Source organism: Vannielia sp. (assembly GCF_029212645.1).
In the GTDB taxonomy this organism is placed as follows: domain Bacteria; phylum Pseudomonadota; class Alphaproteobacteria; order Rhodobacterales; family Rhodobacteraceae; genus Vannielia.
This window is the reverse complement of the sequence record NZ_JARGND010000006.1, coordinates 1-24467: the sequence shown is the minus strand read 5'-3', so window position 1 is coordinate 24467 and position 24467 is coordinate 1. Positions and strand designations below refer to the sequence as shown.

The 24467-nt window shown below is 60.9% G+C and carries 22 protein-coding genes; 11 read left to right on the top strand and 11 right to left on the bottom strand.

All coding sequences use genetic code 11. The features are described from left to right. Nucleotides 1-1308, top strand: a complete 1308-nt coding sequence (preA, locus tag P1U55_RS03280; RefSeq protein ID WP_301046069.1) for an NAD-dependent dihydropyrimidine dehydrogenase subunit PreA — start codon at nt 1-3, stop codon at nt 1306-1308. 2 nt (nt 1309-1310) lie between these two features. Here preA and P1U55_RS03275 read toward each other — a convergent pair whose 3' ends face one another. Beyond that, nucleotides 1311-1928: a TetR family transcriptional regulator C-terminal domain-containing protein gene (locus P1U55_RS03275; RefSeq protein ID WP_301046068.1), complete on the bottom strand. Its 618-nt coding sequence runs from the start codon at nt 1926-1928 to the stop codon at nt 1311-1313. A gap of 301 nt (nt 1929-2229) precedes the next feature. On the opposite strand from P1U55_RS03275, the gene P1U55_RS03270 reads away from it, so the two are divergent. From P1U55_RS03270 to P1U55_RS03245, 6 genes are all read left to right on the top strand, one after another. Beyond that, on the top strand, nt 2230-3480 hold the full coding sequence (locus P1U55_RS03270; protein ID WP_301046067.1) for a Zn-dependent hydrolase: 1251 nt from the start codon (nt 2230-2232) through the stop codon (nt 3478-3480). A 461-nt stretch (nt 3481-3941) separates the two neighbouring features. Then, complete coding sequence (gene hydA / locus P1U55_RS03265) at nt 3942-5402, top strand: dihydropyrimidinase (protein WP_301046066.1); 1461 nt, start codon at nt 3942-3944, stop codon at nt 5400-5402. Next, on the top strand, nt 5403-6209 hold the full coding sequence (locus P1U55_RS03260; protein ID WP_301046064.1) for an ABC transporter ATP-binding protein: 807 nt from the start codon (nt 5403-5405) through the stop codon (nt 6207-6209). 84 nt (nt 6210-6293) lie between these two features. Continuing rightward, nucleotides 6294-7172, top strand: coding sequence for an ABC transporter permease (locus tag P1U55_RS03255; protein WP_301046063.1), 879 nt, complete (start codon nt 6294-6296; stop codon nt 7170-7172). Next, nucleotides 7169-8014, top strand: coding sequence for an ABC transporter permease (locus P1U55_RS03250; RefSeq protein WP_301046062.1), 846 nt, complete (start codon nt 7169-7171; stop codon nt 8012-8014). The genes P1U55_RS03255 and P1U55_RS03250 overlap by 4 nt, the downstream gene beginning before the upstream one ends. Nucleotides 8015-8072: 58 nt before the next feature. Next, on the top strand, nt 8073-9062 hold the full coding sequence (locus P1U55_RS03245; protein ID WP_301046061.1) for an ABC transporter substrate-binding protein: 990 nt from the start codon (nt 8073-8075) through the stop codon (nt 9060-9062). A 70-nt stretch (nt 9063-9132) separates the two neighbouring features. Here P1U55_RS03245 and P1U55_RS03240 read toward each other — a convergent pair whose 3' ends face one another. Together P1U55_RS03240 and P1U55_RS03235 are read right to left on the bottom strand one after the other, a co-directional pair. Beyond that, nucleotides 9133-9561, bottom strand: coding sequence for a hypothetical protein (locus P1U55_RS03240; protein ID WP_301046060.1), 429 nt, complete (start codon nt 9559-9561; stop codon nt 9133-9135). A 151-nt stretch (nt 9562-9712) separates the two neighbouring features. Then, entirely contained in the window at nt 9713-10252 is a 540-nt protein-coding gene (locus tag P1U55_RS03235) for a hypothetical protein (RefSeq protein ID WP_301046059.1), read from the bottom strand. 201 nt (nt 10253-10453) lie between these two features. Here P1U55_RS03235 and P1U55_RS03230 point away from each other — a divergent pair, with 201 nt between their 5' ends. The 4 genes from P1U55_RS03230 to P1U55_RS03215 all read left to right on the top strand — a co-directional run bounded on the left by P1U55_RS03230 (nt 10454) and on the right by P1U55_RS03215 (nt 13241). After that, nucleotides 10454-10954, top strand: coding sequence for a DUF2478 domain-containing protein (locus P1U55_RS03230; protein ID WP_301046058.1), 501 nt, complete (start codon nt 10454-10456; stop codon nt 10952-10954). Nucleotides 10955-11029: 75 nt separating this feature from the next. Then, entirely contained in the window at nt 11030-11734 is a 705-nt protein-coding gene (locus P1U55_RS03225; RefSeq protein ID WP_301046057.1) for an ABC transporter permease, read from the top strand. Continuing rightward, nucleotides 11731-12441, top strand: coding sequence for an ATP-binding cassette domain-containing protein (locus P1U55_RS03220; RefSeq protein WP_301046056.1), 711 nt, complete (start codon nt 11731-11733; stop codon nt 12439-12441). Before P1U55_RS03225 ends, P1U55_RS03220 begins: the two co-directional genes overlap by 4 nt. Then, a complete protein-coding gene (locus P1U55_RS03215; protein WP_301046055.1) occupies nt 12438-13241 on the top strand; it encodes a substrate-binding domain-containing protein in 804 nt (267 codons plus the stop codon). The genes P1U55_RS03220 and P1U55_RS03215 overlap by 4 nt, the downstream gene beginning before the upstream one ends. Before the next feature lie 89 nt (nt 13242-13330). Here the strand turns inward: P1U55_RS03215 and P1U55_RS03210 are convergent, their stop codons facing one another. The 8 genes from P1U55_RS03210 to P1U55_RS03175 form a co-directional block, all read right to left on the bottom strand. Further along, nucleotides 13331-15481: an esterase-like activity of phytase family protein gene (locus P1U55_RS03210; RefSeq protein ID WP_301046054.1), complete on the bottom strand. Its 2151-nt coding sequence runs from the start codon at nt 15479-15481 to the stop codon at nt 13331-13333. Nucleotides 15482-15816: 335 nt separating this feature from the next. Beyond that, nucleotides 15817-17331, bottom strand: coding sequence for a catalase (locus P1U55_RS03205; protein WP_301046053.1), 1515 nt, complete (start codon nt 17329-17331; stop codon nt 15817-15819). A 176-nt stretch (nt 17332-17507) separates the two neighbouring features. Next, a complete protein-coding gene (acs, locus tag P1U55_RS03200; RefSeq protein WP_301046052.1) occupies nt 17508-19454 on the bottom strand; it encodes an acetate--CoA ligase in 1947 nt (648 codons plus the stop codon). Between the two features lie 128 nt (nt 19455-19582). Further along, nucleotides 19583-20338, bottom strand: a complete 756-nt coding sequence (locus P1U55_RS03195; RefSeq protein WP_301046051.1) for an ABC transporter ATP-binding protein — start codon at nt 20336-20338, stop codon at nt 19583-19585. Between the two features lie 22 nt (nt 20339-20360). Then, nucleotides 20361-21116, bottom strand: coding sequence for an ABC transporter ATP-binding protein (locus P1U55_RS03190; RefSeq protein ID WP_301046050.1), 756 nt, complete (start codon nt 21114-21116; stop codon nt 20361-20363). A 12-nt stretch (nt 21117-21128) separates the two neighbouring features. Next, the gene (locus P1U55_RS03185; protein WP_301046049.1) at nt 21129-22328 is read right to left on the bottom strand and encodes a branched-chain amino acid ABC transporter permease; all 1200 of its coding nucleotides are present in this window, start codon (nt 22326-22328) and stop codon (nt 21129-21131) included. 4 nt (nt 22329-22332) lie between these two features. Next, nucleotides 22333-23409, bottom strand: a complete 1077-nt coding sequence (locus tag P1U55_RS03180) for a branched-chain amino acid ABC transporter permease (protein WP_301046048.1) — start codon at nt 23407-23409, stop codon at nt 22333-22335. A 183-nt stretch (nt 23410-23592) separates the two neighbouring features. Then, nucleotides 23593-24467 (bottom strand): ABC transporter substrate-binding protein (locus P1U55_RS03175; protein ID WP_301046047.1); only part of this gene is annotated, 875 nt, incomplete at its 5' end.

The following is a 24467-nucleotide window of genomic DNA, read 5'->3' as shown; positions in this document are numbered from 1 at the left end:
ATGGCCGACCTCACAACCGACTTTCTGGGCATCAAAAGCCCCAACCCGTTCTGGCTCGCCTCTGCGCCGCCGACCGACAAGGAATACAACGTTCGCCGCGCCTTCGAGGCTGGCTGGGGCGGCGTGGTGTGGAAAACGCTGGGCGAGGAAGGGCCGCCTGTTGTTAACGTCAACGGCCCCCGCTACGGCGCGATCTGGGGGGCGGACCGGCGCTTGCTGGGGCTCAACAACATCGAGCTGATCACCGACCGTGACCTTTACACCAACCTCGAAGAGATCACCCGCGTGAAGCGCGATTACCCCGACCGAGCTGTGATCGTTTCAATCATGGTGCCTTGCGATGAGGAGAGCTGGAAGGCGATCCTGCCGTTGGTGGAGGAAACCGGCGCGGATGGCATCGAGCTGAACTTTGGCTGCCCGCATGGGATGAGCGAGCGCGGCATGGGATCGGCGGTGGGGCAGGTGCCTGAGTACATTCAGATGGTCGCTGAGTGGTGCAAGAAATACTACTCAAAACCTGTCATCGTGAAGCTCACCCCCAACATCACCGATATCACCAAACCGGCGACAGCCGCCAAGCTGGGCGGCGCCGATGCGGTGTCGCTCATCAACACGATCAACTCGATCACCGCCGTTGATCTGGATTGCATGGCCCCTGAACCCACCATTGATGGCAAGGGCTCGCACGGGGGCTATTGCGGCCCGGCGGTAAAGCCGATTGCGCTGTCGATGGTTTCTGAAATTGCGCGCAACCCGGCGACCCACGGGCTGCCGATCAGCGGGATCGGCGGCGTGACCACGTGGCGCGATGCGGCGGAATACATGGCGCTGGGGTGCGGCAATGTGCAGGTGTGCACCGCCGCGATGACCTATGGCTTCAAGGTAGTGGAGGAGATGTGCTCGGGCCTGTCCAGCTGGATGGACGAGAAGGGCTATACCTCAACTGCCGATTTTATCGGCATGGCCGTGCCCAACGTCACCGATTGGCAGCACCTCAACCTCAACTACATCTCCAAGGCGCGGATCAGCCAGGACGATTGCATCAAATGTGGCCGCTGTTTTGCCGCATGTGAGGACACATCGCACCAGGCGATCTCGATGAGCGAAGACCGGGTGTTTGAGGTGATCGACGCCGAATGCGTGGCCTGCAACCTGTGTGTCAACGTGTGCCCGGTGGAGGGGTGCATCACCATGGAGCGCCTGGAGCCGGGCACGACCGACCCGCGCACCGGCCGCAAGGTGGAGGCGGACTATGCCAACTGGACAACCCACCCCAACAACCCCGGTGCCGTGACGGCGGCGGAGTAACCCTAGGGCGCCAGCATTTTGCGCAGTATGGTTTCCAAATGGTGGCTGGCCTCCGGGAAGGGGTCAGCCGCTTCATTTTCGGGCAGGACGGTGCGCACCTGTATGTCAAAATCGGCGTAATGCTGGGTGAGGGACCAGATCGAAAAGATCAGGTGATAGGGGTGAACCGGCGCGATCTTGCCCGCCGCAACCCAGCCTGAAATGATCTGCGCCTTTTCATCCACCAAGGGTTTCAGATGGCCGCTCAGCACCTCCTCCAGACGGGGCGCCCCTTGCAGGATTTCATTAGCAAAAAGGCGGCTCTCGCGCGGCATCTCGCGGCTCATCTCCAGCTTGCGCCGGGCATAATCGAGGATCTCTTCCAGCGGATCTTCGGCTTGGGAATCAAGGGCATGCAGCGGCGCGAGCCAGGTATCAAGCAGCCCTTCGAGGAGGGTTCGGTGGATCACCTCCTTTGAGGAGAAGTAGTAAAGAAGATTGGGTTTTGAGAGACCGGCCGCCTTGGCGATCTGGTCCACCGTCGCGCCGCGAAACCCGTGGCTTGAGAACACATCAAGCGCCGCATCAAGGATGGCCGCCGTGTTCTTGTGCTGGATTCGCGTTTGCGGTTTTCCTTCCATTCCCAACCTTTCCTCGCGGTCTGCTCTACCGCGCACTCGTGAAACTTTTCATCCCGCCCAAATTCCAGCCGCTATCCGGGGTCTGTGCCCAAATTTCAAATCATGCACCCGACTGTTGCCCCGCATTTTCTTGACCCTCTTCCTGAGAGTGGTAGCGTTATCCTGACCATATGGTCAAACATCCATATCAGCCGGGTGCGCACCCGCTGCCAAACTCCGGGGCGACCCGCCAAAGCTGATGGCGGCCCCCACAATAGCAAGACGGCCACCCAGGGTGGCCCCCAGCGCAAAAGGAACGCCCATGGCCGCCCCAGGAGAAAACCTTAGGATCAACGGTGATCGGCTGTGGGACAGCCTGATGGAGATGGCCAAGATCGGCCCCGGAATCGCAGGCGGCAACAATCGCCAGACCCTGACCGACGAAGACGCCGAAGGCCGCGCCCTGTTCCAGAAATGGTGTGAAGCCGCAGGGATGACGATGGGTGTGGACGAGATGGGCAATATGTTTGCCCGCCGTGAGGGCACCGACCCCGACGCGCTGCCGGTTTACGTGGGCAGCCACCTTGATACCCAGCCGACTGGCGGCAAGTATGATGGCGTGCTTGGCGTGCTTGGCGGGCTTGAAATTATCCGTTCTCTCAATGACTTGGACATCAAAACCAGGCACCCGATCGTTGTGACCAACTGGACCAACGAAGAGGGCACCCGCTTTGCCCCCGCGATGCTTTCCTCGGGCGTGTTTGCCGGAATCCATGAGCGTGACTGGGCCTATGACCGGGTTGATGCCGGAGGGAAACGCTTTGGCGATGAGCTGGAGCGGATCGGCTGGAAAGGCCCCGAAAAGGTGGGGGATCGCAAGATGCACGCCTTCTTTGAGCTGCACATCGAGCAAGGCCCGATCCTTGAAGCCGAGGGCTGTGATATTGGCGTTGTGACCCATGGCCAAGGGCTGCGCTGGATCGAATGCACGGTCACCGGCAAGGAAAGCCACACCGGCTCCACTCCGATGCACATGCGCAAGAATGCAGGCCGCGGTCTGGCGCTGATCACCGAGCTGGTGCATGAAATCGCTATGAAAAATCAGCCCAATGCGGTGGGGGCGATTGGGCATATCGATGTCTACCCGAACTCGCGCAATATCATCCCCGGCAAGGTTGTTTTCACCATCGATTTCCGCACCCCCAACCTTGAAAAGCTTGAGGGAATGGCCGCGGAATTGATGGAAAAGGCCCCCGGAATCTGCGCCGAGATCGGAGTGGAGTTTGATGCCGAGATCGTCGGCCAGTTTGATCCGCCCACCTTCGACGAGGGCTGCGTTGGGGCCCTTCGGAAGGCCGCTGAACGGCTCGGCTATCGCCACATGGATATCGTATCAGGGGCCGGCCACGATGCTTGCTGGATCAACGATGTTGCGCCAACGGCGATGGTGATGTGCCCTTGCGTGGACGGGCTTTCGCACAATGAGGCTGAGGAGATTTCCAAGGAATGGGCGAGCGCTGGCGCGGATGTGCTGTTCCACGCGGTGGTCGAAACCGCAGGGATCGAGGCGTGAGGAAGTCATTGATTTTCCGGCCGAACTGCGGGGCAGGCCCTTCGGCGGATGGCGTGATGAGACCTACCTCAACACTCGTGATCCACGCGTGCTGGCTCCAATGAAGGTGCGGCTTTCCAATCAACCAGGACGACGCTCTAATCTATGTGCACGGCATGGCTGACCATGCCCACTTTGAGGGGCCGGAAGTTGCGTAGAAAACCGCGCCTGACCTAGGGGATGAATTGGTGAGCACGTTCGCTTTTTTGATGGTTGATGTGGGCTGCACGGGCCAGTCTTGTGATGATCTTTAGCCCCACGCCGAGGGGGGTTAGGATGTGTTGGCAATAGAATAAATCGACGGTAGCTTGGATGCAGGCACCATCTGTACGGACAGTAAAACACGCGGGATCAAGCTGCTGTTGAAGGACCATGATATCGCAGCGGGAGTAAATCTTGCAATTGACACGGGGAGTTAGCCAATGAGCAAAGTCATCAAAGGTGGTATGGTCTGTACCGCTGATCGCACATGGAAAGCCGATGTGCTGATCGAGGACGAGATCATCAAGCAGATCGGTGAAGACTTGAAAGGGGATGAGTACATCGATGCGGAGAGGGCCTATGTGATCCCCGGCGGCATTGATCCCCACACGCACCTTGAGATGCCCTTCATGGGCACCACTGCGGCGGAAACCTTCGAATCGGGCACATGGGCGGCGGCGGCGGGCGGCACGACGATGCTGATCGACTTCTGTTTGCCGGGCGAAGATGGCTCGATCAAGAATGCGATCAATGAGTGGCACCGCAAGTCAGCGCCGCAGATATGCTGCGATATCGGTTATCATATGGCGATAACCGGTTGGAACGAAACGATTTTCAATGAGATGAAAGACGCCGTAGAGATGGGCGTGAACTCATTCAAGCATTTCATGGCCTATAAGGGCTCTCTGATGGTCGAGGACGACGAGATGTTTGCCTCCTTCAAGCGTTGCAAGGAACTTGGGGCCTTGCCGATGGTCCACGCCGAGAACGGCGACTTGGTGGCCGACATGCAGGAGCAGATGCTCGCCGAGGGGATCACCGGGCCCGAAGGCCACGCCTATTCTCGCCCGCCCGAATTTGAGGGCGAGGCGGCAAATCGCGCCATCACCATCGCCGATGCGGCGGGTGTGCCGCTGTATATCGTGCATGTCTCCTGTGAGCAGTCCCATGAAGCGATCCGGCGGGCGCGGCAGAAGGGGATGCGTGTATATGGTGAACCTCTCATACAATTCCTAACATTGGATGAATCCGAGTATTTCAACAAAGACTGGGACCATGCTGCGCGCCGCGTAATGTCGCCGCCGTTCCGAAACAAGGACCACCAGCAAAGCCTTTGGGCCGGTTTGCAGAGCGGCAGCTTGCAGGTTGTGGCGACAGATCACGCAGCCTTCAGCACCGAACAAAAGCGCCTGGGCGTCGACAATTTCTGCCTGATTCCAAATGGTTCCAACGGGCTGGAAGAGCGGCTTGCGGTGCTCTGGACCGAAGGGGTGGAGACGGGGCGGTTGACGCCGAATGAGTTTGTCGCGGCAACCTCGACCAATGTGGCCAAGATCCTGAACATCTATCCCAAGAAAGGCGCGATCGTTGAGGGGGCCGATGCGGATGTGGTGGTTTGGGACCCGAAAATCAGCAAGACGATTTCGCAGGCTAACCACCATTCTGTGTTGGATTACAACGTCTTCGAAGGGTTTGACGTGAAGGCGCAAAGCCGTTTCACCCTGTCTCGTGGCGAGGTGATCTGGGCCTGGGGGCAGAACTCTCAGCCCCAACCTGGGCGGGGTCGGTTTGTGCCGCGACCGGCATTTCCTTCGGCGCATCAAGCCCTTAGCAAGTGGAAAGAGCTGACATCACCAAAGCGGATCGAGCGCGATCCGATGTATATTCCGGCGGGGATCTGAGTGAACGAGAACGTTAGGAACCCGTCGGAAGATACTGTTATCAGGGCGGAAAACCTTGATCTTACTTTCGAGACCACAGATGGGCCGGTGCATGCGCTCAAGGGGGTTTCGCTGGACATTCAGCGGGGCGATTTTGTGAGCTTCATCGGACCATCGGGCTGTGGCAAAACCACTTTTTTACGCTGTATCGCCGCCCTCGAAACCCCCGCCGGCGGGACGCTGACCGTGAACGGGATGACGCCGGAACAGGCCAGAAAATCAAGGGCTTACGGCTATGTTTTTCAGGCGGCGGGGCTTTACCCGTGGCGCACGATTGCGGGAAACATCAAGCTGCCGCTCGAAATCATGGGCTTTTCGCGCGACGAGCAAGAGCAACGCGTGAAGAACGTGCTACAACTTGTTGATCTTGAAGGCTTTGGTGGAAAATACCCCTGGCAGCTCTCAGGCGGTATGCAGCAGCGGGCCTCGATTGCCCGCGCACTGGCCTTTGATGCCGAAATTCTCCTTATGGATGAACCCTTTGGCGCCCTTGACGAGATCGTTCGTGACCACCTGAATGAGCAGCTTTTGGCGCTTTGGGCGCGCACCGGGAAAACCATTGGATTTGTTACCCATTCCATACCAGAGGCGGTCTATCTCTCAACCAGAATTGTTGTGATGAGCCCAAGGCCCGGTCGGATAACGGATGTGATAGAAAGCCCTCTCCCAAAGGAAAGGCCGTTGGATATCAGAGACTCGCAAGCCTTTCTTGAAGTGGCGCACCGGGTCCGTGAAGGGCTGAGAGCGGGGCATTCCTACGATGACTAAGGTCGAAATAGTTAAAGGGCACAAGTGATGCACATCCCATGCACAACCCATACACATGCGTTTGGCGCATAGGTCGATTAACCAATGCGTAAAACTTTCCCTGTTATAACCGTTTTGCTGGTCATCACCGCGATCTGGTATCTTGGCTCCTGGCGGATGAACACGCCCTGGGCCCTTCAGCAAGCGGCGCGGGCGGAGCAGACACTAACCACCGGGGAGCTTTTCAAGGCCACGATGCAGCAAGATCGCCCGCGGCTTCCGGCGCCGCATCAGGTGGTTTCGGAGCTTTGGAAATCTACCGGGGCGATGGTGCAGCGGGGGAAGGCCTTTAGCAAAAGGTCGCTGATTTACCATGGGGCGATCACCCTTGGCTCTACGTTGACGGGCTTTGCGCTGGGGGTGTTTATCGGGATTCTGGGGGCGGTGGCAATCACCTATAGCCGGGTGATGGAGATGAGCCTGATGCCCTGGGCGATTGTCAGCCAGACGATCCCGATCGTGGCGCTGGCGCCGATGATTATTGTGCTGTCAAACGCGGTGGGGATCGAGAGCCGCGCGGTGCCAAAGGCGATAATTTCGGCCTACCTGTGCTATTTCCCGGTGCTGGTTGGCATGGTCAAAGGGCTGAACTCGCCCGGAACCGAGCAGTTGGACCTGCTGAAAACCTATAACGCCGGCGTGGCGGCGAGCTTTTTCAAGCTGCGGTTGCCCGCCTCGATGCCCTATCTGTTCACCTCGCTCAAGATTGCTATTGCGGCGGCGTTGGTGGGCACCATCGTGGGCGAGTTGCCGACCGGGGCCATCAGCGGGCTGGGCGCGCGGATTTTGATTGGCGACCAGTTTGGCACGCCACTGGCGATCTGGGCGGCGCTGTTTGCCGCCGCGATCCTTGCGGGCGTTCTGGTGACGCTGCTAGGGCTGGCGCAGGGCCTGGTCCTTAAACGCATGGGGATGGCGCGATGACGGTGCTTTACGGGGCCTTGGCCTTTTGGCTGGCGGCATGGGGGGTGAATACCATTTTGGCGCGCTCGCGCTGGTCAGACTTGCGCGCTGTGCGGATTTTTGTGCCGGTTCTGTTTGGGTTTACCCTGCTGGTGCTGTGGCAAGGGCTGGTGCGGGGGCTTGATGTTTCGCCGGTGATCCTGCCCGCACCGACCGACATTGCCGCCACCTTCGCCAATGAGACCGACACGCTATGGGTCGACTTTGTGCAAACGGTGCTGAAGGGCGCGCTGACGGGGTATTTGCTCGGCTGTAGCGTGGGGTTTCTGACGGCGCTGCTGATTGACCGCTCGGCCTTTTTGACGGCGGGGTTGCTGCCGGTTGGCAACTTTGTGGCCGCGCTGCCGATCATTGGCATCGCCCCGATCCTGGTAAGCTGGTTTGGATTTGACTGGCATTCCAAAGCCGCGGTGGTGGTGGTGATGGTGTTTTTCCCGGTCCTCGTGAACGTGGTGCAGGGCCTGAAAGAGACAGACCCGATGCAGCGTGACCTGATGCGCACCTACGGCGCCACCTATGGGCAAACCCTGATGAAGCTGCGGCTTCCGGCGGCGATGCCCTTTGTTTTCAACGGGTTGAAGATTGCCACCACATTGGCGCTGATTGGCGCTATCGTGGCAGAATATTTCGGCTCGCCGATCCGGGGCATGGGCTTTCGGATTTCGACGGGGGTGGGGAGCCTGAACATTCCGCTCGTCTGGGCGGAGATCACCGTGGCCGCCGCAGTGGGCACCACCCTTTATGGGCTGGTCGCGCTGATCGAGAAGATCGTGACCTTCTGGCATCCGAGCCAGAGGGTTTGATGGGGGGAACCAAAAATCTGCGTCCGGAGAGGCGCAAAACCTGCAAGGAGGTTAGACGATGAAGAAACTGGTATTGGGTGCCGCGCTGGCGCTGGCCGGGGGGGCTGCACAGGCCGCCGATGATGTGACATTGCAGCTCAAATGGGTCACGCAGGCGCAGTTTGCCGGCTACTATGTGGCCGCCGACAAGGGCTTTTACGAAGAAGAAGACCTGAACGTGACGATCAAGCCCGGCGGCCCGGATATTGCCCCCGAGCAGGTGATCGCAGGCGGCGGGGCCGATGTGATTGTGACCTGGATGGCCGCGGGCCTCGCCGCGCGGGAGCGGGGTGTGCCGCTGGTGAACATCGCCCAGCCTTTCAAGAAGGGCGCGATGCAGCTGACCTGCCTCAAGGAGAGCGGGATTGCCACGCCGGACGATTTTCCGGGCCACACGCTTGGGGTTTGGTTCTTTGGCAACGAGTATCCGTTCTTTGCGTGGATGGCCAAGCTGGGTGTGCCGACCGAGGGCGGTGACGATGGTGTGGAAGTGCTAAAGCAGGCCTTCAACGTGGATGCGTTGCTGCAAAAGCAGGCCGATTGCATCAGCGTGATGACCTATAATGAATATGGCCAGGTGCTGGATGCCGGGATCACCGAGGACGAGCTGGTGACCTTCAACTACCTCGAGGAGGGCGTTGGCATGATGGAAGATGGCCTTTATGTGCTGGAAGAAAACCTTTCGGACGAGGCCTTCAAGGACAAGATGGCGCGCTTTGTGCGGGCGTCGATGAAGGGCTGGAAATATGCCGAGGAGCATCCTGAAGAGGCCGCGCAGATCGTTGTGGATAACGATGACACCGGCGCGCAGACGCTGGCTCACCAGACCTACATGATGACCGAGGTTGCCAAGCTGACGGCCGAGACCGACGGTGAGCTTGCCCCGGAGGATTATGAGCAGACGGTGGCAACGCTGCTTTCGGCGGTGAGCCCGGAGAACCCGGCGATCACTAAGGAGCCGGAGGGCACCGCCTGGACCCATGAGATCACTGACGCTGCATTGAAGTAAGGCGCGGGATAAGAAAGAAGGCCCGGCGGGGAAACCTGCCGGGCTTTTTTTGTGGGGTATCGGGAGCGGGTCAGATGGTTTCGAGGTCGATGTCTTTTTTCATCTGCCGCTTGTTATACCAGGCCTGATAATACTGCATGAGGCCGGTTTCGATATCCATGCGGGTGCGTTTGTCACTCTCCCAGCCGGACCAGCGCAGGTAGATCTGATCGTTGGAGGTTTCGTAGAGACGGTGGTTGTGAATCCAGATCGCGCCGGAGTGCTTGATGCTGGCGTTCTCCGGATCGGCGTGGAGATAGGTGCGCAGGCGGGAGCGCAACCCGCCGGCTTGGCCAGTTTCACCGATGTAGAGGACACGGCCCACCTGGAGGGGGCCGGGATCTTCGTTGAAGGCGTAAAAGCCCTGGTAGTCAGGGATTTTCGACATATCGGCCATAAGCTCGGAAAGCCGATGCGGTTTGGACCATTGGATGTGCTGGAGCCAGTCAGGGGCGGCCATGCGGATAACCTCGTGATTGAATCAAGTTTTAAATAATCAATTGTGGGAGAAGTTTAGCAGAGCGGAGGGGTCAGGCAAGATAGAACCATGCGCTTTGGGGCCGGGAATCGGCCTTGGTGAGCAAGCGCGACACCGGGAAAAGGGGCGTGGTTCAGGCTTGCAGGTTGACGCGGCTTTCGGCGGTGTCACTGATCGCCACCAGATCATTGGCGTAGCCGGTGCTGGCGGGGCTGGGCTGGGGGGGCGCCTCGGCCTGGGTGATCTGCGGTGCCACCTCAGGCGCGGGGGCCTCGCTGGGGCCGGTTGGAGCCGTGCGCGCATTGGCGGCGGCGGCTTCGGCATGGGCGGCGGCGGTGCGGGCGGTTTCGGCCTTGGCCTCGGCCCGGTGCGCTTCATCGGCCTTTTGCAGGGCTTCTTCCTGCAAGCGCAGGATCTCGGCGGTGACCTTGGTGGGAATACGGGCGTATTCCTTGAGCGGTGGAGGCGGACGGCGCTCGCCATCGTGGTTGACGTATTCGCCTTGCTTCATGTCCATCCGGGCCTTTTCAGCCGGTTCAACCCTTTCGGGTGGTCGAATATCTGTCTCCTGCGGGGAGACGCTGTTTTGCTGCTGGCGTGCGGCAAGGATTTGCGCGGGCAGGGCCAGGGCTGCCTGCGATTGGGTGTTTGCATCGAGCCTTACGGTGCTCATATCGTCGCTCCTTTGTCCTGAGGGGACCCCACACAGACACGATATCTTCACACATCTCTCCAAGGTGTTAACGGCCGCTCCAAAAGTGACTCGATGGTTAACGCAGCGCCCGGAAAGGATGGGACATTTGCGCCGGGTTCGGGCCGGCAAATCAGGCGGCGGGCCTTGACGGCGGCGAGGGCGGGGCGCATGAATTTGGCCATGTTGGGATATGTCATGGCAGAGGGGCGGGGGGCGTCGGATGCGCTCTTGCGAGAGGTGGCCAAGGCGCTGCGGGCCGAGGGCGTAAAGCTGGCGGGCGCGGTGCAGGTGAACCTTGAGACCGCCCCCGAAAACCACTGCCACATGGATTTGCACGTGCTGGCGGGCGGCGAGGTTGTTCGTATCAGCCAGGACCTTGGTGCCTTGTCTGAGGGCTGCCGGCTGGACCCGGATGGGCTGGAGCAGGTGGTGGGCCTTGCGAACGCGGCGCTGGAGGGCGGCGCGCAGCTAATGATCATCAACAAATTTGGCAAGCAAGAGGCGGATGGCCGAGGCTTTCGCCCGCTGATCGGCGAGGCGCTGGCGCGGGATGTGCCGGTGCTGGCGGCGGTGGCGCGGGGCAGTCTGGCCGGGTTCGAAAGCTTTGCCGATGGCATGGCTGAGGCCTTGCCTGCCGATGTGCAGGCGGTGCTGGGCTGGTGCCACAAGCAACTGGCCTAGGCGCAGGTGGGTCTGGCGCTGGCCGGGATCCTCTGACAGGTTTACCACAGGAGCGGCAAGGGGGGAGGCCCGCGGATGGTCGATCTCTGGGACGGGTTGGTGCAGGCCTTCTGGCTGGTGGTGACGCTGGACGCGGCACTGGTGGAGATTTCCGCGCGCTCCCTGCGGGTGACGCTGAGCGCGCTTGCGATTGCCTCTGTCATCGCCATGCCGCTTGCGGCTTTCCTCGCGGTCAAACGGTTTCGCTACAGGCGGGCGGTGATTGCGCTGCTCAATGCCTTGATGGGCCTGCCGCCGGTGGTGGTGGGGTTGCTGGTTTATATCCTGCTGTCCCGTTCGGGGCCGTTTGGGGTGCTTGGGCTGCTGTTTACCCCCACGGCGATGGTGATTGCGCAGGTTACCATTATCGTGCCGCTGGTGGCCTCGATTGCGCATCAGTCGCTGCGCGATCTTTGGCATGAATACCATGATCTGCTGATCTCGATGAATGTGAGCCAGGGCCAGAAGATGCGCACCCTGCTTTGGGATGCGCGGCGGGCGCTGTTGACGGCGGCGCTGGCGGGCTTTGGGCGGGCGATTGGCGAGGTGGGGGCGATCATGATCGTGGGAGGCAATATTGATCACGCGACACGGGTGCTGACGACGGCGATCGCGCTGGAAACCGGCAAGGGGGATTTTGCGCTGGCGCTGGCGCTGGGCTTTGTGCTGATCGGCCTTGCGATTGCGGTGAACCTTGCGATCCACAGCCTGAGCCGCACCGAACGGGAGGGGCGCTGGTGAGGGCGTTGTTTCCGCTGGAGTTGAAAGCTGCCGAAACCGCGCGGCGTGGCCAGCGGCTGGTGGGGCCGGTGGATGTGCGCCTTGAGGGGGCGGGCTGCACGGTGGTGATTGGTCCGAACGGGGCGGGCAAGACCTCGCTCCTGCGGCTGATGCATGGCACGGCGCGGTTGACGGGTGGGTCTTTGCGCTGGGGCTGTGGCGAGGCAGAGGCGCGCCAGCGGCAGGCGTTTGTGTTTCAGCAGCCGGTGATGCTGCGTCGCTCGGTTGAGGAGAACCTTGCCTATCCGCTGCGCGCGCGCGGGGTGGCGCGGGGCGAGGCGCGCGCGAAGGCAAGGGTCTGGGCTGAGCGGGTGGGCTTGGGCGCGATGCTGGGGCGGCAGGCGCCGGTGCTGTCTGGCGGGGAACGCCAGAAGCTGGCCCTGGCGCGGGCGTTGATCATTGGGCCGGAGGTGTTGTTTTTGGATGAGCCATGCGCTGCGCTTGATGGGGCTGCAACCCGCGATATCGAGGCCATATTGAGCGAGGCCAAGGCAGGCGGCACAGCGCTGGTGATGGCCACGCATGACATGGGGCAGGCGCGGCGGCTGGGCGATGAGGTGTTGTTTTTGCTGGCCGGGCGGGTGCGGGAGCGCAGCCCGGCGCAGGGGTTTTTTGAAGGGCCGGAAACGGCAGAGGCACAGGCTTTCTTGCGAGGAGATATCATATGATGAAGCGGGTGTTGGCGGCGGTGGCCGTGGTGTGGGCGGCGGGTGTTGCGCAGGCCGAAGATGTGATGCGCATGGCGGTGACAACCTCCTTTCACAACTCGGGGTTGGCTGATGTGCTGCTGCCCGAGATCAGCGATGACTTGGGGCTTGAGGTGCAGCTTTTGGTGGTGGGCACCGGGCAGGCCTTGAAGCTGGGAGAGGCGGGCGATGTGGATGCGATACTGGTCCACGCCAAGGCGGCGGAGGAGGCCTTTGTGGAAGCGGGTTACGGCACCCACCGCCGGGAGATCATGTATAACGATTTCGTTGTGATCGGCCCTGCTGGCGACCCTGCCGGGGTGGGCGAGGCTGAAAGCGCCGCAGGGGCGCTGCAACGGATCGAGGGCGCGAAGGCGGATTTTGTCAGCCGCGGGGATGACAGCGGCACCCACAAGAAGGAGCTGTCGCTCTGGCGCGCCGCCGGGTTGGAACCGGAGCGCTTTGGCGCGTGGTACAAGGCGGTGGGCGCGGGCATGGGGGCGGCGCTCAACACCGCGTCGGGGATGGGGGGCTATGTGCTTTCGGACCGGGCGAGCTGGCTGAACTTTGGCAACAAGGGCGGGTTGGCGCTGCTATATGCGGGCGATCCGGCGCTGTTCAACCAATATGCCTACATCCCCGTGAACCCGGCGCGCCATGGGCATGTGAAGGCCGAGCTTGCGGAGAAGTTGGAGGGCTGGTTGGTATCCCCCCGCGCCAAAGCGCTGATTGATGGCTATGAGATCGGCGGCGAGGGGCTGTTTGTGTTTAACGCGCAGTAGGGGCTTTGGGCGGCGTGCTGCGAGGGCCGCTTTGAAAACGCAATCGGCGCGCAGGGGGCTGCGCGCCGAAATCTTGAAACCGGGTTGGCTTAGAGTTTGCCGATGGTCCAGAAGAACGTTTCGCCCGAGCTGTCATCAACACCATCGTTGTCGGTGCTGACCCAAGCTGTGCCATCGGGGAAAATTGCCAGACCTTCGATTTTGTCCACGACATAGCCGTTGCCGGATTGCAGATCCGGGATCAGATCGTAAACCGCTTCCTTCTCCACCACCGGGAGATCGCTACCAAGGGCCGAGGGCACCATTTGGTCGCCGGAAATGCGGTAGACCATTTTGATCTTGGCCTTGTCGCCGATCTGGTTATCGCGTTCGATGACATAAACATCGCCCGCGTGGCTCACGATTTCGGAAAGCCCGACCCATCCCTTGTCAGCCGCTGTTTTGGGGTAGAGAACCGCGCCCCATTCACCGGACTCGATGTTGTAGGCGATCAGTTTGACATGATCCGCCGGATCGTCTGCCCATTCGCGCTGAACGGCCATCCAGAGTGTTCCGTCGATCAGGGTGATGCCTTCAAACCCGAAACGCCGCTCAACCGCCAAGAGCGCGGCGGGGAGGCTGATTTCTTCCGTGATCTCACCCTTCGCATTTACGTGGTAGATCCCGTGGGGGACCATGCGGTCTGTGCGGCCTTCGGAGGCGAGCCAAAAGCCGCCTTCACCGTCCAGCGTGATACCTTCAAGGTCGAGCTTTTGCGCGGCAAAGCCCCCCCGTGTGACCGGCAGGGCCGAGGTGATTTGCGCCGGGGAAACGGCTGTGTCGATGGTGAAAATCGTTGGCTGGTAGCCGTAAAAGCTGTCGTTGACGGCGTAAACCAGGCCGTTTTCGCCCGCGACCATGCCCGAAATCGCGCCCCAGCCGATCAAATCATCCGCACCTGCAGAGGTAAGCTGCGGATAGGCTGCGGGGGCGTCCTGATACTCATAAATCATCACATGGCTGCGCACGCCGCCGTCCTCGATCAGGTCAGCCTCGTTTGCGGTGATGAACAGGCCGCGCGAGGGGATCGCGATGGCCCCTTCTGGCGCGATACCGGAGGGGAGCACTTGCACAAGGGTCGGCGCACGCGGGTCGGTGACATCGTAAACCCCGACCAGTGAGGCGCGTTCTGCCAGAATAAAGGCGTAGGGCGTGCCGTCAAAAATGGCGAACTCCATGCCTTCGGGCTCGGCACCTTTGGAATCTGAGCGTTTGTCGGGGTAGTGGCCATGCTGCACGATGGCATGTTCAAAGCTGGTGCCTGCCTCAAAAACTTCGGTTCCGTCCTTGTTGAAAATGGTCCAGCCACGCGCGCCGCCGTCCATATCGCCCTCATTGGCGGTTGCGAAGTGATCCGCGTCGATCCACTGAACGCCGTCGGGTTCACGCAGGCGGCCCTTTTGGGTTTCGGTGAACAACAGCGCGCCGCGCTCGTCGGTGGCATCAATCCCGGTGAGATCAACGGAGCCCGCCGAGAAATGGTTGAGGATTTCGCCGGTGCGGGTCATCACCACGATGTGGTTGTTTTCCTGCATGGTGACAGTGATTTCACCGTCGGCGTTTACGTCCACAAACTCTGGCTCCGGATCGTCGGCGCCGATCTCTGCCAAGCCGGTGACGTCAATCTTGACCATGCTGTCACAGGCGGGAATGCCATTGTTGAGGCCAACCGTGACAACATAGCCGCCCGGCATTTGGCCAAGCCCGCCATCGCCCAGATCTTCATCACGCTCGTTTTCGATCGCAATGGCGATAAAGCTGCCGTCGGGGGCAATTGCAGTGCTGTCGGGCTGGCCTCCCAGATCGCAGGCGGCGACCTCTTGCAGAGTGCTCAGATCGAAAGCTTTCAGTATGCCGGAGGGGGCGGTGTAGCTTTTGGAGGTGTTCACGCCTGCGATAGCGATATTGCCCGAAACGGACACGGCTGTTGGCTCGCCGCCCACGTTTATTGTGCCTTTCGCGGCGGGTGCGGATGGGTCCGTGATGTCGATCATGCCGATCACGCCAAGCGGGCTGTCTGAATAAACAAGCGTCATGCCATCGCTGGATGCGCTGATGATTTCGGCGGAGGATTCCGCAGTCGCATCTTCGTTGTTGGCAAAGGTCGCAAAGCTGCTGATGCGATTGAAGTTCATCTCAGCCTCAGCATGTGTTGCGGTGAGCGCAATGATTGACGTCATGCCGAGCAGTTTGAGTGACATGTTGGATTCCCTGTTATGAACGCTTTCGCGCGCAAAGTCGGCGGGTTTCATAACGGGGGCGCGACGGTTTTGTAACGGTGGGATGAAACGTTTCCCGGCGGTGAGGGTGTTGCTCAAGGCTCTGAAAATGGGGGAAAATTGGGTGCATTGCTTTATGACGGCATGGCTGCGGCAATGGCTGTCAGGGACGGGAGCCGGGGTGCAAGAGGGGGCGGTTGCGCCTTTGGGGGCGGCTATGTGGGAGGTGGTGCGGGCCTGTGTTGGAGAGGGGGCTGGGGAGCAAAAGGCGGCGCCGATGGCCCCGCCTTTTGTGTTCTCGTCGTCTCGTCCGGGCTTTAGCCGCTGATGCTTTTGGCGGAGGCAAGGCCCGGTGCTTTGGATGCACCGCCCAGCTTTTCGCGCACGGCGGCTTCGATCTTGTCGCCGGTTTCGCGGTCGATGTTGCGCCAGTATTCAAAGGCCCGCACCAGCACTTTTTCACTGACACCATCGCAGAGGTGGCCGGTGACATTGTCGACCAGACGGCCTCGGGCGGCCTCGTCCATCACGTCACGAACCAGCGCGCCCGCCTGGCTCCAATCATCATCGTCGGGGCGCAGGGTGTAGGCCTCGCGGACCATCTCACCATCGGTGTGCCAGAGCCCGGCCTCGTGCTGATGAGGCTGCGCGGCGGGGCCGCCGTAGGAATTGGGAGCGTAGACCGGATCGGTGGCGTTCACGACCCGGCCTTCGCCATCCTTGGAGTAGCTGTGGGTTGGGGATTGGGGCGCGTTGACCGGGATGTGCTTGTAGTTCACCCCGAGGCGGGCGCGGTGAGCATCGGTGTAGGAAAAGCCACGGGCCAGCAGCATCTTGTCCGGTGACAGGCCGACGCCCGGAACCATGTTATTGGGTTCAAAGGCGGCTTGTTCGATCTCGGTGTGAAAATCGGTTGGGTTGCGATCAAGCACCAGTTTGCCGACTTCGATCAGCGGGTAATCGGCGTGCGGCCAGATCTTGGTGAGATCGAAAGGGTTAATGCGGTAGGTTTTGGCGTCCTCGTAGGGCATGATCTGCCATTTCAGGGTCCAGCTTGGAGCATTGCCCCCTGCGATGGCATCAAACAGGTCACGGCGGTGATAATCGCCGTCCATGCCAGCCATCTTGTCAGCCTCGGCCTGGGTGAAGTGAGCGTTGCCGTCGCCCTGATCGGTGTGGAAGTGGAACTTGACCCAGAACTTCTCACCCGAGGCATTGATCAGGGAGTAGGTGTGGCTGGAATAGCCGTTCATTTCGCGCCAGGTTTTGGGGATGCCGCGATCCCCCATGAGGTAGGTGACCTGGTGGGCGCTTTCGGGGGAGAGGGTCCAGAAATCCCACTGCATGTCATGATCGCGCAGGCCGTTATCGGCGCGGCGTTTCTGGGAGCGGATGAAGTGCTGAAATTTCATCGGGTCGCGGACGAAGAAGATCGGGGTGTTGTTGCCGACCATGTCGAAGTTGCCTTCGTCGGTATACATTTTTATCGAGAAGCCGCGGGGGTCGCGCCATGTGTCGGGGCTGCCGCGCTCGCCGGCGACGGTGGAAAAGCGCATCAGCACATCGGTTTTGGTGCCGGGCTGAAAGACGCTGGCCTTGGTGTATTTGGTGACATCCTCGGTGACCTTGAAGTGGCCAAACGCACCGGAGCCCTTGGCATGGGGCTGACGCTCGGGGATGCGCTCGCGGTTGAAGTTGGCCATCTGTTCGAGGAGGTAATGGTCGTTCAAGAGGATCGGACCATCGGGGCCGACGGTTAGCGAATGCTCATCACTTTGAACGCGAATTCCGGCATCTGTGGTTGTGTGGGGGACGTCTTTTTCATCGGGCATGATCGGTCGCTCCTTCATTGCATAAAGACCAACCCATGGTCGTGCCGGAAGTTCCACGGGATTTGGGGTGGGGCGCGAGAGCCGGGGGGAGCGCATAAAAAGGCCGGGCGTGGAGGCCCGGCCTTTTTAGGTGCGAGAGATGGGTTGGCACCCACCCTACAGCCGGTGGAAACGAGCTATCCGGCGCGGTTGGCGATCAGGTCGTCCACCACCGAAGGGTCGGCCAGGGTGGAGGTGTCGCCCAATGCGCCGTAGTCGTTTTCGGCGATCTTGCGCAGGATGCGGCGCATGATCTTGCCGGAGCGGGTTTTTGGCAGGCCCGGTGCCCATTGGATGACATCGGGCGTGGCGATGGGGCCGATTTCGGTGCGCACCCATGCGCGCAGCTCCTTGCTCAACTCATCAGAGGGCTCGATGCCGTTCATCAGGGTGACATAGCAGTAGATGCCCTGGCCCTTGATGTCATGCGGGTAGCCCACAACGGCGGCTTCGGCGACCTTGGCGTGGGCCACCAATGCGCTTTCGACCTCGGCGGTGCCCATGCGGTGACCGGATACATTGATCACGTCATCGACGCGGCCGGTGATCCAGTAATCGCCATCGCCGTCTACCCGGCAGCCGTCACCGGAGAAGTAATAGCCTTTGTAATCCGAGAAGTAGGTTTTCTCGAAACGGTCATGGTCCCCCCAGATGGTGCGCATCTGGCCGGGCCAGCTGTCTTTGATGGCGAGCACGCCTTCGGTGGGGATGTCGTGGATCTCTTCGCCGGTGGTTGGCTCAAGCACCACGGGCTGCACGCCGAAGAAGGGTTTCATCGCGGCACCGGGCTTTGTGGCGTGGGCGCCGGGCAGGGGGGTCATCATGTGGCCGCCGGTTTCGGTTTGCCACCAGGTATCGACGATGGGGCATTTGCCCTTGCCGATCACATCATTGTACCAGTTCCAGGCTTCGGGGTTGATTGGCTCACCCACGGTGCCGAGCAGCTTGAGCGACGACAGATCGCAGCTTTCGGGGAACTTGGTGCCCTGGCCCATCAAGGCACGCAGGGCGGTGGGGGCGGCGTAGAACTGCGCCACCTTGTGCTTTTCGACGACCTGCCAGAAGCGCGCGGCATCTGGATAGGTTGGCACGCCTTCAAACATCAGCGTGGTCGCGCCGTTCGCCAGCGGACCATAGACGATATAGGTGTGGCCGGTGACCCAGCCCACATCGGCGGTGCACCAGTAGATATCCCCGTCATGATAATCGAACGACACCTCATGGGTGAGCGCGGCATAGGTGAGGTAGCCGCCGGTGGTGTGGACCACGCCCTTGGGCTTGCCAGTGGAGCCGGAGGTATAGAGGATGAAGAGCGGGTCTTCGGCGTTCATCGGGCGAGGCGGGCAATCGGGGGCGGCGGTTTCCATCAGGGCCAGCACATCCACATCGCGCTCGTCGATCCAGGTGGTTTGATCGCCGGTGTGCTTGATGACGAGGCAGCGCACCTTGTCGGAGCAGTGCAGCAGGGCGGCGTCGCAGTTGGATTTCAGCGCGGTGCGCCGCCCGCCACGGGGCGCGGTATCGGCGGTGATGACGAGCTTGGCCTGGCTATCGTTGATCCGGTTGGCCAGCGCATCGGGCGAGAACCCGGCAAAGACGATGGAGTGGATCGCGCCGATGCGCGCGCAGGCCAGCATGGCGAAGGCGGCTTCGGGGATCATGGGCAGATAGATCACCACGCGGTCGCCGCGCATCACCCCTTGCGAGAGCAGCACGTTGGCCATGCGGCAGACCTTCTCGTGAAGCTCACGGTAGGTGATGTGGCGTGCCGGGGTTTCGGGATCGTCCGGCTCGAAGATGATGGCGGTTTGGTTGGCGCGGGTTTCGAGGTGGCGGTCAATGCAGTTGGCGGCGACGTTCAGCACGCCGTCTTCGAACCACTTGATCGACACGTCATCGCTTTTGAACGAGGTGTTCTTGATCTTGGTCGGGAAGGTCATCCAGTCAACGCGCCGGGCCTGCTCTTTCCAGAAGCCTTCGGGATCGTTCACCGAAGCGGCATACATCTCGTTATATTTGGCTTCGTTGACATGGGCCTTGGCGGCAAAGTCTGCACTGGGCGGGTAGGTGGGTGTGTCGGTCATCTGTCCTCCTCTTGGCCCGGGACGTAGGATGCGCCGCTGGGGGCCGGTCTTTGACTTTGGGTCGTGTGTAGGGCTGGCCCGGTTCGCACGCCAGCCCTCCATTGGTCCTGTGCCTGATTTTGGCCCGGTCAGATTGCGAGATATTCCGACCGCAGGCTTTCATTTTCAAGCACCTCTTCGGCGGTGCCGTCAAACACGATCTTTCCGGTGTCGAGGATCACCGCGCGATCCGAAAGCTCAAGCGCGCGCACGGCGTTTTGCTCGACGATCACGGTGGTGATGCCCTGCTCCTTGATGATGCGCAGGGTTTTCTCGATTTCGTCAACGATCACCGGGGCAAGACCTTCATAAGGCTCATCGAGCAGCAGCACCTTGATGTCACGGGCCAGCGCGCGGGCGATGGCCAGCATTTGCTGCTCGCCGCCCGAGAGGGTGACGCCCTCCTGGCTGCGGCGCTCGCCGAGGCGGGGGAACAGCTCGTAGATGCGCTCCAGCGACCAGCCGACCGGCTCGACGATCTGCGCCAGTTTCAGGTTTTCCTCCACCGTGAGGCCGGGGATGATGCGGCGATCTTCGGGCACCAGCGAGATGCCGGCAATCGCGGCCTCATATGACTTTTTGCCATGCAGCGGCTGGTGGTCTAGCCAGATTTCGCCATGGGTCACCATGGGGGAATCAAGCCGGGCGAGGGCGCGCAGGGTTGAGGTTTTTCCAGCGCCGTTGCGGCCCAGAAGCGCGAGGATCTCGCCTTCATGGACGTTGAAGCTGATGCCCTGAACGATGTAGCTTTCGCCGTAATAGGCCTCGAGATCCCAGACCGAGAAATAGGCCGGGGCGGTTGCCGCATGGTTGGCGTTCTTGGAAAAGTCGGGTTTGACGTTCATCTGATTGGTTCCTTTTCCGGCCCTAGTGGTTGCCACCAAGGTAGGCTTCCTGAACTTTCGGGTGCCCCTTGATGTTTTCCGGCGTGTCTTCCACCAGCGGTGTGCCCTGGGCGAGCACGGTGATGCGCTCGGCCAGCGAGAACACGACGTGCATGTCGTGCTCGATGATGGCGATGGTGATGTTGCGCTTTTCCTTGATCTCCTTGAGCAGGTCGATGGTGTTGTTGGTATCGGCGCGGGCCATGCCGGCGGTTGGCTCATCGAGCAGGAGCATCTTGGGGTCTTGCACGAGGCACATTGCCATTTCGAGGCGCCGCTTGTCACCGCGGGACATGGCGGCGGCGTGCATGGTGGCCTTGTCGGCCATGTTCACGTCTTCCAGCATGGCCATTGCCTTGGCGCGCATGTCGTTCTGGCTCATCACCGAGCGAATGCCGTTCAGCTTGAAGGTGCCGTCGCGCCGCGCGAAACAGGGGATCATGACGTTTTCGAGCACGGTGAGATCGCTGAAGATTTCGGGTGTCTGGAACACCCGTGAAATCCCCATTTGATTGATCGCGAAGGGCGAGCGGCCCAGCACCGACTGGCCATCAAAGCTGACCGATCCGCTATCGGGGATCAGCTTGCCGACGAGGCAGTTGAGCAGGGTGGATTTGCCCGCCCCGTTGGGGCCGATGATGGCGTGGACGGTATTTTCCTGCACCGAGAGATTGACATCTCCCAGCGCCTGAAGGCCGCCGAAGCGCTTGTTGACGCCTTTGACTTCGAGAATTCCCATTGGTCTTTCTCCTTATTCAGCAGGTTCAGAGGCGGCGGCATTGTCGTCGTCGTTGCCGGACGATTTGCGCCTGGAGAACCGCTTGCCGATACGCTGGCCGCCTTCAACGAGGCCACCGGGCAGGAAGATGATCACGACCATGAAGATCAGGCCGAGGGTGAGGTGCCAGCCTTCGCCGGTGAACTTGGACAGGACCCAGACCACGGCGTGTTGCAGTGAATCGGGCAGGAAGGCGAACCAGGTTTCGAGCAGGGTTTCGTTCATCTTGGAGAACACGTTTTCAAGATACTTGATGACGCCCGCGCCGAGGATTGGCCCCAAAAGGGTGCCCGCGCCGCCGAGGACGGTCATGATGACCACCTCGCCGGAGGCTGTCCACTGCATCCGCTCGGCACCTGTCAACGGGTCCATCGAGGCCAGGAGACCACCGGCGAGGCCCGCATACATCCCCGAAATCACGAAGGCCGCGAGGGTGTAGGGCTTGGGGTTGAGGCCGGTATAGGTCATCCGGGTCTGGTTGGATTTGATGGCCCGCAGCATCAGCCCGAAGGGCGAGCGGAAGATGCGGATCGCGATGTAAAACGAGATCAGCATCAGGATCGCGCAGAGGTAGTAGCCCACCGGGAAGGTAAACTGCCAAGGCCCGAGGTTGATGTCGAAGGCCGAGCTCATTTCGATCCCGAAGAGGTGTGGGGAGGTTGGTGAATTTGCGCCCGCCAGCACCTGCGGGTCACTGTTATAGACCTGGAGGCCGGTTTCACCATTGGTGAGCGGCGTCAGCACCGAGTAGGCGAGGCGGTAGCTCATTTCGGCGAAGGCGAGGGTGAGGATCGAGAAGTAGATCCCCGAGCGGCGCAGCGAGATGTAGCCGATCACCACCGAGAACAGCCCGGCGACAACGATCGAAAGCAGGATCGCGGGCAGCACGTTGTAGCCCAGCAGTTTGAACATCCACACGGCCGAGTAGCTGCCCACCCCAAGGAAGGCCGCGTGGCCAAACGAGAGGTAGCCGGTGAGGCCGAAGAGGATGTTGAACCCGGTCGCAAGGATCGCGAAGATCGCAAACCGCTGCATCAGGTCAGGGTAGCCGCCGTTGAAGAAGGCGAGGGCCGAGTTTTCCGGGAACAGGTTGAAGATCACCGGGGCGAGGAGCATGAACAGCGTTGCGACGATCAGGATCGTCCGGTCATGTTTGCTTGAAAGTCCGAACATGTGATTAGTCCTCCATCACGCCTTTGCGACCCATCAGACCGCGCGGGCGGGTCAGAAGGATAACGATTGCGACAAGGTAGATGATGATCTGGTCGATGCCTTGAATGAACGAGGCCAGGAAGGTGCCATCAAGGTAGAGGTTCTCGATGATCCAGCCCTTGAACGAGCTGTTCGAGAAGAAGCTTTCGAGGATGCCCAGGAGGAAGCCCGCCAGCACGGCACCGGGCAAAGAGCCCATGCCGCCGACCACGACCACCACGAAGGAGAGCACCAGAAAGTCCATGCCCATGTGGTAATTGGGAGAGTTGATAGGTGCATACATCACCCCGGCAAGGCCCGCCACGGCGGCAGCGATGCCGAACATGATGGTGAACTTCTTGTCGATGTTGATGCCGAGCAGCCCCACGGTTTCACGGTCTGCCATACCGGCGCGAACGACCATCCCGAAGGTGGTGAACTGAAGGAAGGCAAACACCCCCGCGATCACGATCCCGGCGAAGACGAAGTAGACGAGGCGCCATTCGGGATAGATGATCGCGTTTTCGGCAAACCCGAGCCAGACCCCAAAATCCACCGAGCCGGTGAAGGCTTCGGGGGCCGGGGTTTGGATGGGGTTGGCACCGTAAAAATTGCGGATGATTTCCTGAAGGGTGATGGCGAGGCCGAAGGTCACCAGGATCTGGTCGGCGTGGGGGCGTTTGTAGAAGTGCTTGATCAGCCCGCGCTCCATGATCCAGCCCACCAGCAGCATCACGGGGATGGAGAAGAGGATGGCCAGCGGCACGGCCCAATCCTGCAGGGCGGGGCCAGCGACGGGCCCGAACCAGTCGTTCACATAGGGCATCTGCACCTTGGCGGGATTGCCCAGAAAATCTGTTTTGGTCGGGTCGATCACCTCGTAGGAGGCCCCGAGGATACGGCTGAGCGTCACGGCGCAAAACGCCCCGATCATGAACAGGGCACCGTGGGCGAAGTTGACCACGCCGAGGGTGCCGAAAATGAGAGTGAGCCCGAGAGCAATGAGCGCATAGGCGCTGCCCTTGTCGAGCCCGTTGAGGATTTGCAGTAGAAAGGCGTCCATGATCCCCACCTAAGCGGCTATGGTTACAGGAAGCCCGTTCGCGCGAAGCGGTGCCGCGCGGCATGGGCCGATTATGTATTATCTTTCAAGGTATTGTCCGGGCTGCCCCCCAAGGGCCTCAGGCCTCTTTGCGCCAAGGGGCGTGGGGGTGGGAAGCCGCCGGAGCGGCTTCCCGAAGCGCGATCAGGCGCCTTCGTTGCAGGTGCCGAGGTCGCCACCGGCGAACATCGGGTGATCCGGCGCATAGGTGACCTGAGCGGCCGGGGTCACTTCGATCACTTCGAGAAGGTCAAACTCGGAGGTCGGGTTTTCTTTACCCTGCACGACCAGCACATCCTTGAAGCACTGGTGGTCTGCGCCGCGATAGGAGGTTGGGCCGTTGCCCATGCCGTCAAAGTCGAAGTCCGAGAGGGCTTCGCCGATGGCGCAGGGGTTGAAGCTTCCGGCGCGCTCGGCGGCATCCGCATAGAGCAGGGTTTGCACGTAGCAGGTGTGCGCGGCCTGGGATGGCGGGAAGCCGTATTTGGTGCCGAAGGACTTCACGAAGGTTTTGGAAGCTTCATCCTGAAGCGACCAGTGCCAGTTGGTCGAGCCAAGGATACCCTTGACGTTCTCGCCAGCGCCACGGGCCATCAGGCGCGAGTAGAGCGGCACGACGATCTCGAACTTCTTGCCGTTCACTTCCTTGTCGAGCAAGCCGAACTGCACGGCGTTGGTGAGCGAGTTCACCATGTTGCCACCGTAGTGGTTGAGCACCAGCACATCGGCACCGGAGTTCAGCACGGGCGCGATATAGGACGAGAAGTCGGTCGCGGCGAGCGGCGTTTTCACGGCGTTGATGGTTTCCCAACCAAGGGCTTCGGTTGATGCCTTGATCGACTCTTCCTGTGTCCAGCCCCAGGTGTAATCGGCGGTGAGGTGATAGGCCTTGCGGTCGGTGCCGTAGCGGGCAGCGAGCACGGGGGCCAGAGCCGCACCGGACATATAGGCGTTGAAGAAGTGCCGGAAGCCGTTGGCCTTCTTGTCCTTGCCGGTGGTGTCGTTGGAGTGGGTCAGGC

What these genes read in the sequence shown, in the direction of transcription:
- preA (WP_301046069.1), top strand. Translation starts at nt 1, where the DNA reads ATGGCCGACCTCACAACCGACTTTCTGGGCATCAAAAGCCCCAACCCG.
- P1U55_RS03275 (WP_301046068.1), bottom strand. Translation starts at nt 1,928, where the DNA reads ATGGAAGGAAAACCGCAAACGCGAATCCAGCACAAGAACACGGCGGCC.
- P1U55_RS03270 (WP_301046067.1), top strand. Translation starts at nt 2,230, where the DNA reads ATGGCCGCCCCAGGAGAAAACCTTAGGATCAACGGTGATCGGCTGTGG.
- hydA (WP_301046066.1), top strand. Translation starts at nt 3,942, where the DNA reads ATGAGCAAAGTCATCAAAGGTGGTATGGTCTGTACCGCTGATCGCACA.
- P1U55_RS03255 (WP_301046063.1), top strand. Translation starts at nt 6,294, where the DNA reads ATGCGTAAAACTTTCCCTGTTATAACCGTTTTGCTGGTCATCACCGCG.
- P1U55_RS03250 (WP_301046062.1), top strand. Translation starts at nt 7,169, where the DNA reads ATGACGGTGCTTTACGGGGCCTTGGCCTTTTGGCTGGCGGCATGGGGG.
- P1U55_RS03245 (WP_301046061.1), top strand. Translation starts at nt 8,073, where the DNA reads ATGAAGAAACTGGTATTGGGTGCCGCGCTGGCGCTGGCCGGGGGGGCT.
- P1U55_RS03240 (WP_301046060.1), bottom strand. Translation starts at nt 9,561, where the DNA reads ATGGCCGCCCCTGACTGGCTCCAGCACATCCAATGGTCCAAACCGCAT.
- P1U55_RS03235 (WP_301046059.1), bottom strand. Translation starts at nt 10,252, where the DNA reads ATGAGCACCGTAAGGCTCGATGCAAACACCCAATCGCAGGCAGCCCTG.
- P1U55_RS03230 (WP_301046058.1), top strand. Translation starts at nt 10,454, where the DNA reads ATGTTGGGATATGTCATGGCAGAGGGGCGGGGGGCGTCGGATGCGCTC.
- P1U55_RS03225 (WP_301046057.1), top strand. Translation starts at nt 11,030, where the DNA reads ATGGTCGATCTCTGGGACGGGTTGGTGCAGGCCTTCTGGCTGGTGGTG.
- P1U55_RS03215 (WP_301046055.1), top strand. Translation starts at nt 12,438, where the DNA reads ATGATGAAGCGGGTGTTGGCGGCGGTGGCCGTGGTGTGGGCGGCGGGT.
- P1U55_RS03210 (WP_301046054.1), bottom strand. Translation starts at nt 15,481, where the DNA reads ATGTCACTCAAACTGCTCGGCATGACGTCAATCATTGCGCTCACCGCA.
- P1U55_RS03205 (WP_301046053.1), bottom strand. Translation starts at nt 17,331, where the DNA reads ATGCCCGATGAAAAAGACGTCCCCCACACAACCACAGATGCCGGAATT.
- acs (WP_301046052.1), bottom strand. Translation starts at nt 19,454, where the DNA reads ATGACCGACACACCCACCTACCCGCCCAGTGCAGACTTTGCCGCCAAG.
- P1U55_RS03195 (WP_301046051.1), bottom strand. Translation starts at nt 20,338, where the DNA reads ATGAACGTCAAACCCGACTTTTCCAAGAACGCCAACCATGCGGCAACC.
- P1U55_RS03190 (WP_301046050.1), bottom strand. Translation starts at nt 21,116, where the DNA reads ATGGGAATTCTCGAAGTCAAAGGCGTCAACAAGCGCTTCGGCGGCCTT.
- P1U55_RS03185 (WP_301046049.1), bottom strand. Translation starts at nt 22,328, where the DNA reads ATGTTCGGACTTTCAAGCAAACATGACCGGACGATCCTGATCGTCGCA.
- P1U55_RS03180 (WP_301046048.1), bottom strand. Translation starts at nt 23,409, where the DNA reads ATGGACGCCTTTCTACTGCAAATCCTCAACGGGCTCGACAAGGGCAGC.